Annotated in this window: 6 protein-coding genes; 5 read left to right on the forward strand and 1 reads right to left on the reverse strand. The window is 73.2% G+C overall.

Going from position 1 to position 7978, the window contains the following annotated elements; all coding sequences use genetic code 11:
• Positions 1–229: 229 nt before the first annotated feature.
• Positions 230–2263 carry an ABC transporter family substrate-binding protein gene (locus HN013_RS27580; RefSeq protein WP_171170924.1) on the reverse strand — a complete coding sequence of 678 codons (2034 nt, stop codon included), beginning with the start codon at positions 2261–2263 and terminating at the stop codon, positions 230–232.
• A gap of 354 nt (positions 2264–2617) precedes the next feature.
• On the opposite strand from HN013_RS27580, the gene HN013_RS27585 reads away from it, so the two are divergent.
• The 5 genes from HN013_RS27585 to HN013_RS27605 all read left to right on the forward strand — a co-directional run.
• A complete protein-coding gene (locus HN013_RS27585; RefSeq protein ID WP_171170926.1) occupies positions 2618–2893 on the forward strand; it encodes a hypothetical protein in 276 nt (91 codons plus the stop codon).
• 66 nt (positions 2894–2959) lie between these two features.
• The gene (locus HN013_RS27590) at positions 2960–3802 is read left to right on the forward strand and encodes a hypothetical protein (protein WP_171170928.1); all 843 of its coding nucleotides are present in this window, start codon (positions 2960–2962) and stop codon (positions 3800–3802) included.
• Positions 3803–3815: 13 nt separating this feature from the next.
• Complete coding sequence (locus HN013_RS27595; protein ID WP_171170930.1) at positions 3816–5753, forward strand: fumarate reductase/succinate dehydrogenase flavoprotein subunit; 1938 nt, start codon at positions 3816–3818, stop codon at positions 5751–5753.
• A complete protein-coding gene (locus tag HN013_RS27600) occupies positions 5750–6529 on the forward strand; it encodes a succinate dehydrogenase/fumarate reductase iron-sulfur subunit (protein ID WP_171170932.1) in 780 nt (259 codons plus the stop codon). Before HN013_RS27595 ends, HN013_RS27600 begins: the two co-directional genes overlap by 4 nt.
• Before the next feature lie 54 nt (positions 6530–6583).
• Positions 6584–7978, forward strand: a 1395-nt coding sequence (locus HN013_RS27605; protein ID WP_171170934.1) for a TPM domain-containing protein, incomplete at its 3' end; no start/stop codon positions are given.

Consider the following 7978-nt stretch of genomic DNA (forward strand, 5'->3'; position numbering starts at 1 on the left):
GCGTACGGTCCGGTACGCGGGCCTGCCGGGCGGATCAAGCCACGGCCTTTACTCCATGGTACGGGGAAGTGGGGGGCGGGGCTGCCCGGGGAGCGGCGCAGCTGCGCTGAGCTGGGGGTTTGCGCCCCGGTCCCTCCCTTTCACCGTTTCTTGCAGGGGGCAAGCCCCCACACCCCCCTGAAGCGCGCTACGCGCGCTGTCCTCAAACGCCGAAGGTGCTTTCACGGGGTCACCGCAGGAACCCGATGTCCTGATACCGCGGACTGGCCAGCCCGAACGCCCCGGCATTCGCCACCGCCCGCCGCGAAGCGATCAGCTCCGGCCGCTGGTACAGCGGGATCGACCCCGCCGCCGCCCAGATCCGCGCGTCCGCCCGCAGGACGAGGTCCCGGGCCGCGTCGGGGTCCAGCTCGGTGGAGGCCTGGTCGAAGAGGCGGTCGATCTGGTCGGTGCCGACGCGGGTGTAGTTCTGCTCGACCTGGAGGGACCCGTCGGCCGCGGGCTGCGGCTTGGCGAAGATCGGGCGGGCGTCGGTGGCGGGGAAGGCGCTGGCGGGCCAGGAGTAGAGGGCGAGGTCGAAGTCGCCGGAGGCGATGTGGTCGCGGAAGAAGCCGGCGTCGTCGACCTTGACGATCTCGGTGTGGATGCCGACGGCGTCGAGCTGCCGGGCGATCCGCGCCCCGACCTCGCGCAGCGGCTCGGCGCCCGCGCCCTTGGGGAGGACGAACCGCAGGGCCAGCTGCTTGCCGTCCTTGAAGCGGACGGGGCCGATGCCACCCTTGCTGCCCTTGCCTCCGGCGTCCCGAGCGCTCTTGTCGTCACCACCGGAGCCCCCGCCGGCGTCCTCCTCGCCCGGCTCCCCCGCCTCGGGTTCGGCCGGCTCGGCCGGAACCGGCTCCGCCGAGGCGGAGGCCGGACCGCCGGGCTCCTGCGGCCGGGTCTCCGCCTTGTCGTCCCGCCCGCCCGGCAGACGCCCCGGCTGCTGCCCCGGCTCCGCCGCCCGCACCGGCTTCCGGCGGGCCGGTTCGCCCTTGCCCTCCTTCCAGCCGGCGTCGGCGAGCAGGTCGCGCGCCGCGCCGGGGTCGGACGCGCCGATGGCGTCGCTGTTGTCCTCGTAGCCCAGCTGCCCGGCGACGAGCACATGGCTGCCCAGCGGGTCGGCGGGCAGCCCGAGGGGGCCGAGGACGAACTGGGCGAGCGCCTTGCGGTCGACGGCCCGGGCCACGGCCCGGCGCACGCGTTCGTCGGTGAGGGGGCCGGAGGCGCCGTTGAGGGCGAGCTGGGTCCAGGCCGGCTCCAGGGCGCGGTGGACGACGAGGTCGCGCAGGCCGGTGGCCGCCTCGGGCTTGTTGGCGTCGTCGCCCTTCTTCGGCGGGGTGTTCGCCCGGGTGATGCGGTCGGCCGCCGCGGGGGTGACCTCGGCCAGGTCGATGCCGCCGTTGGCCAGCGCGTCGGCCCGTTCGTCGCGGGGCACGGCGCGGAGCACGAGCCGGTCCAGCTTGGCCCGGTCGCCCCACCACTTGGGGTTGCGGACGAGCGTCAGCGTGCCCTGGCCGTCGTTGCGCTCGCCCACCTGGAACGGGCCGGCCGCGAACTTGAGCTCCTTGCGCATCGAGTCGTTGAACGCGTTCCCGTTGCCCATCGCGGCCCGCGGGTACAGCGGGGTGAAGAGGGAGGCCCAGTCCGCGTACGGCTTCGCAAAAGTGATCTTCACTTCGCGGTCGTCGGCACCGCGCTCGACCTTCTCGATCCGGTCGTAGCCGGCGTTGCCCGTCGTCCAGAAGGCGCTGTCCTTGCCGCGCAGGGCCTTCCACTGGGCCTCGAAGTCCGCGGCGGTGATCGCGCTGCCGTCGCTCCAGACCGCGCCCGGGTGCAGCCGGTAGACCACGATCTGCCGCGGCTCGCGCTGGGTGACCTCGGCGGAGAGCAGGTAGTCGGGGTTCCGCCGCGGACGGCCGTGCGCGTCCAGGGTGAAGAGGGCCGGGAGCACCGCGCTCGCCACTCGCTGGGTGGCCGCGTCCGCGTCGGTCTGGAAGGCGTTGTAGGTGGCGGGCAGCGCGTCGACGGCCCAGGTCAGCGTGCCCCTGTCGGCGATCTTCGCACGGGGGGCGGCGGCGATGTCCTGGGTGCCGCCCGGCCCCTCGTCCCCGCCCCCGGAGCCTCCGCAGCCGGCCAGGACGGGCAGCGGGAGGAGGGCGCCCGCGGCGAGCAGGGCGGCGGAACGGCGCGTGCGCGAACGCTTGCTCGTCAAGAGGGGGAACATGGGCGACAACCTCCGCCGTACGGGTCCGGGGCAGGACCGGGCCGAGCCGGGTCGTTCAGTCAGCCGGTCAGCCGGTCAGTCAGCCGGTCAGCCAGTCCAATGAACCGCTGATCGGATCTACTGCCGCCCACTGAAGGCGACGGCCCGCGCGAAGGCGCGCCGACACGGCGCCTCCGGCCCGCACGCCACCCGCCTGGACGAACGTTTGAGCAGCGCCAGGGCACACGGCAATGCGCTCCCGCGAAGGTGCAATCGGGGCCGCTATCTTCCCCTGAAGGGGTGTGACGCGCGACACTCTCTGTCGCATCACCGTCGCCACCCGCAACCGCCTATCGCGGAAGTGAGGGCAGATCCGTGTCCCTGAACGACGACCTGACAGCGGTTCAGCGCTGCCTCGGCGAACTCGACCGCGCCCTCGGCCGGCTGGAGCGCCAACTGGGCAGCGACGGCCCGGAGCTGCGGCGGATGCGTTCCGACGCCGGGCACCTGCGCGAGAGCCTGTCGCTCCTGCGCGAGACCCAGCCACCGGAGCGGCCCCGCCCGGCCCTGGTGCAGATTCCCGACACCCCGTACGACCCCTCGCTGTGGCGGGACGCCGACGAGGAGGGGATCGGTTCCCGCGCCCCGTAGCGCCGCCGGCCCTCCCGCGTCCCGACGCCCGGCATCCCCACACCCCCGCTCCTAGACGGAGTCCCTTTGTCCACTGGTACCGACCCCAGACCGTCCGCCGCCGCCGGCTCCCCGGCGCGCGGCGGCGTCCACCACACCTCCCGGGCCGCGATCGAGCCCCGCCACCTGCGCCGCGACCGCTGGTGGCTGGCGCCCGCCGCCACCGCGGCCGGCCTGCTGGCGTTCGTCGTCTACTCCACCTGGCGGGCGTTCGCGGACGAGCGCTACTACGCCGCCCCGTACGTCTCGCCGTTCTACTCGCCGTGCCTCGCCGAGCACTGCGTCCCCATGAAGGACGGCGCGGACTGGGAGGTCTTCGGCTCCTGGTGGACGCTGTCGCCCGCCCTGCTGGTGCTGATCTTCCCGCTGGGCTTCCGGCTCACCTGCTACTACTACCGCAAGGCGTACTACCGCGGGTTCTGGGCCTCTCCCCCGGCCTGCGCGGTCGCCGAGCCGCACGCGAAGTACACCGGTGAGACCCGCTTCCCGCTGGTCCTGCAGAACATCCACCGGTACTTCTTCTACTTCGCGGTGATCGTCGCGGGCATCCTCACCTACGACGCCGTCCTCGGCTTCCGCGACGAGCGGGGCAACTGGGGCCATATGGGCCTCGGCACCCTCGTCCTGCTCGCCAACATCGCGCTGATCTGGGCGTACACGCTCTCCTGCCACTCGTGCCGGCACATCGTCGGCGGGCGCATCCGCACCTTCTCCAAGCACCCCGTGCGCTACCGCATGTGGGGCCTGGTCAGCCGGCTCAACGCCCGTCACATGCTGCTCGCCTGGGCCTCCCTGGTGAGCGTCGCGGTGGCCGACCTGTACGTGTACCTGGTCGCCGGCGGCGTGTTCGACGATCCGCGCTTCTTCTAGGAGAGACCTTCTGATGACTCGGGTGGACCGGCAGTCCTGGGACGTGGTCGTGGTCGGCGCGGGGGGCGCCGGGCTGCGCGCCGCGATCGAGGCCCGTGAGCAGGGGCTGCGCTGCGCGGTGATCTGCAAATCACTGTTCGGCAAGGCGCACACGGTGATGGCCGAGGGCGGCATCGCCGCCTGTATGGGCAATGTGAACGCGAACGACAACTGGCAGGTGCACTTCCGCGACACCCTGCGCGGGGGCAAGTTCCTCAACAACTGGCGGATGGCCGAACTGCTCTCCAGGGAGGCCCCCGACCGGGTGTGGGAGCTGGAGACCTGGGGCGCGGTCTTCGACCGGACGCCCGACGGGCGGATCTCGCAGCGGAACTTCGGCGGCCACGAGTACCCGCGGCTGGCGCATGTCGGCGACCGCACCGGCCTGGAGCTGATCCGCACGCTCCAGCAGAAGGTCGTCGCCCTCCAGCAGGAGGACTTCCGGCGGCACGGGGACTACGAGGCCGGGCTGAAGGTGTTCCAGGAGTGCACCGTGACCCGGGTCCTGCGGGACCGGGGGCGGGTCTCCGGCGTCTTCGGCTACGAGCGCGAGTCCGGGCGCTTCTTCGTCCTGGAGGCCCCGGCCGTGGTGCTGGCCACCGGCGGCATCGGCAAGTCCTTCAAGGTGACGTCCAACTCCTGGGAGTACACGGGCGACGGGCACGCCCTGGCGCTGCTCGCGGGCGCCCGGCTGGTCAACATGGAGTTCGTCCAGTTCCATCCGACGGGCATGGTCTGGCCGCCGTCCGTCAAGGGCATCCTCGTCACCGAGTCGGTGCGCGGGGACGGCGGGGTGCTGCGCAACAGCGACGGCAAGCGGTTCATGTTCGACTACATCCCGGACGTCTTCAAGGAGAAGTACGCGGAGACGGAGGGCGAGGGCGACCGCTGGTACACCGACCCCGACCACAACCGCCGTCCGCCGGAGCTGCTGCCGCGCGACGAGGTGGCGCGGGCGATCAACGCCGAGGTGAAGGCGGGCCGCGGCTCGCCGCACGGCGGGGTGTTCCTGGACGTCTCCACCCGGATGCCCGCCGAGGTCATCCGGCGCAAACTGCCGTCCATGCACCACCAGTTCAAGGAGCTGGCGGATGTGGACATCACCGCGGAGGCGATGGAGGTCGGCCCGACCTGCCACTACGTGATGGGCGGCGTCGAGGTCGACCCGGACACCGCGGCGGCGGTCGGGGTGCCGGGTCTCTTCGCGGCCGGCGAGGTCGCGGGCGGGCTGCACGGTTCCAACCGGCTCGGCGGCAACTCCCTCTCCGACCTGCTGGTCTTCGGGCGGCGCGCGGGGCTGTACGCGGCGCGGTACGCCGCGGAGTCGGTGGCCGCGGAACGGCCCGCGGTGTCCGACGCGGACGTCGCCTCGGCGGAGGCGGAGGCGCTGCGGCCGTTCGGGGCCGAGGAGACCACCGGGACCACCGGCGAGGCCGAGAACCCGTACACCCTGCACCAGGAGCTCCAGCAGTCGATGAACGACCTGGTCGGGATCATCCGCAGGGCGCCGGAGATGGAGGAGGCGCTGCGGCGTCTCTCGGGTCTGCGGGCCCGTGCCCGGCGGGCCGGGGTCGAGGGGCACCGGCAGTTCAACCCGGGCTGGCATCTGGCGCTGGATCTGCGCAACATGCTGCTGGTCAGCGAGTGTGTGGCGCGCGCGGCGCTGGAGCGCGCGGAGAGCCGGGGCGGCCACACCCGGGACGACCACCCGGGGATGGACCGGCGGTGGCGGCGGGTCAACCTGGTCTGCCGGCTGGCGGACGACAGCACCGAACCGGCCGCCGAGGACCCGGCGCTGGGCCGGATCCAGCTGGAGCAGCGGGAGACGCCGCCGATGCGGCCCGACCTCCTGGAGCTGTTCGAGAAGGACGAGCTGAAGAAGTACCTGACGGACGAGGAGCTCACCCAATGAGTTATCAGGCCCGCTTCAAGGTGTGGCGGGGTGATGCGGACGGTGGCGGCCTCGCCGACTACGAGGTCGCCGTCAACGAGGGCGAGGTCGTCCTCGACATCATCCACCGGCTCCAGGCCACGGCCGCACCGGACCTCGCCGTCCGCTGGAACTGCAAGGCGGGCAAGTGCGGTTCGTGCAGTGCGGAGATCAACGGCCGGCCGCGGCTGATGTGCATGACGCGGATGTCGGTCTTCGACCCGGCGGAGACGATCACGGTCACCCCGATGCGGGCCTTCCCGGTCGTCCGCGACCTGGTGACGGACGTGTCGTACAACTACGCCAAGGCGCGCGAGGTGGCGTCGTTCGCCCCGCCCGCGGGGCTGGCGCCGGGCGAGTACCGGATGCGGCAGCAGGACGTGGACCGGCTCCAGGAGTTCCGCAAGTGCATCGAGTGCTTCCTGTGCCAGAACACCTGCCATGTGGTGCGTGACCACGAGGAGAACAAGACGGCCTTCGCCGGGCCGCGTTTCCTGATGCGCGTCGCCGAGCTGGACATGCACCCGCTGGACGCCGCCGGCGAGGCGGGCGTCGACCGCAAGGCGGCGGCCCGCGAGGACCACGGTCTCGGCTACTGCAACATCACCAAGTGCTGCACGGAGGTCTGCCCGGAGCACATCAAAATCACCGACAACGCGCTGATCCCGCTGAAGGAACGGGTGGTGGACCGCTCCTACGATCCGCTGGTCTGGCTGGGGAACAAGATCCGCCGCCGGGGCGCCGAGCACGGAACGTAATACCACACAGCCTCCCGGTAGCGGCTTTGACAAACCGGTCATACCCTCCGAAGTGTGACGCGGCTTTTGAGGCGGTACGGGCCCGGGGCGCCGGGCCCGGCCATCGTCGGCGCCCTCTTCGCGCTGTGCGTCCTCCTCCTCCCGGCGCCGCCCGTCGCCCGTGCCGAAACCCCCCTCGACCTGGACGCCGGCGGCCACGTCACCGACACCGTCGGCGCCCTCGGCCGGCGCCGGTCCCAGGTCGAGGCGGCCCTCGCCCGGCTGGCGGGCCGGCACGTCCAGCTCTACGTCACCTACGTCCACGACTTCTCCGGCCGCACCGGCCACGAGTGGGCCGACGCCACCGCCGACCGCAACGGTCTGGGCCCCCGTGATGTCCTGCTCGCCGTCGCCACCCATCCGCGGCAGTTCGCCGTCTCCGCCGCCCCGGACTCCGGCTTCCGCACCGACCAGCTCCAGCAGGTCGCCTCCATCGCCATCGCGCCCGCCCTCAAGGAGCACGACTGGGCCGGGGCCGCGATCGGCGCCGCCGACGGCTACCGGTCCGTCCTGGCCGGACAGGCCGTCCGGCCGCCCGTCATCGTCCCCGGCCGCAGCGACCCGGGGAGCAGCGGCCTGCTCCCCGGCGACCGGCGGTTCTGGGTGCCGGTGGCCGTGGGAACGCTGCTGTGCCTGATCGGACTGCTGCTGCGCCGGCGCCGTCGCCGCCGGGCCCGCCGACGCGTGACGACCGTTCCGTTCCGGGCGCCCGTCACCGTCTCCGCGTCGACCGAACCGGGCCTCGCCCGGATGGCGCAGCCGCTCACCCCGCTCCCCGACCTGGAGACGGAGGCGGCGCTCAACCTCGTCGCGACCGACGACGCCGTCCGCACCAGCGCCGAGGAGCTGCCCTTCGCCCTCGCCCAGCTCGGCGAGGCCGCCACCCTGCCCTTCGCCGAGGCCGTCGCCTATGCCAAGGGGGAGCTGGCGGACGCCTTCCGGCTGCGCCAGCGGCTCGACGACGCCCCCGTCCCGGACGACGACTTCCGCCGGCACGCCCTCGACGAGATCTGCTCCCGCTGCACCAGCGCCAACCGGCGGCTCGACGCCGAGGCGGCCGCGTTCGACCGGCTGCGCGGGCTGAAGGCCAACGCGGCACTGGTCCTCGACCGCGCGGAGGCCGTCGCACGGTCGCTGGAACCGCGCATCGACACTGCCGAGGACGCCCTGTCCGGCCTCCGCCGCTCCTGCACCGACGCCGCGCTGGCGCCCGCCCGGCGGTACCCCGCGGAGGCCCGCGACCGGCTCGCCTTCGCGGGCGCCGCCCTCGACGAGGCCCACACCGCCCTCGCCGACGGCGACCTCGACCGGGCGGCGGTCTCGGTGCGCGCCGCCGAGGGCGCCCTGTCCCAGGCCCGCACCCTGGCCACCGCCGCCCTGCGGCACGCCTGCGAACTCGGCGGCGCGGCG

The organism is Streptomyces sp. I05A-00742, from assembly GCF_013055795.1.
GTDB lineage: Bacteria > Actinomycetota > Actinomycetes > Streptomycetales > Streptomycetaceae > Streptomyces.

Excerpts from the sequence above, each read along its gene's own strand:
- HN013_RS27595 (WP_171170930.1), top strand. The coding sequence starts at position 3,816 with ATGACTCGGGTGGACCGGCAGTCCTGGGACGTGGTCGTGGTCGGCGCG.
- HN013_RS27580 (WP_171170924.1), bottom strand. The coding sequence starts at position 2,263 with ATGTTCCCCCTCTTGACGAGCAAGCGTTCGCGCACGCGCCGTTCCGCC.
- HN013_RS27600 (WP_171170932.1), top strand. The coding sequence starts at position 5,750 with ATGAGTTATCAGGCCCGCTTCAAGGTGTGGCGGGGTGATGCGGACGGT.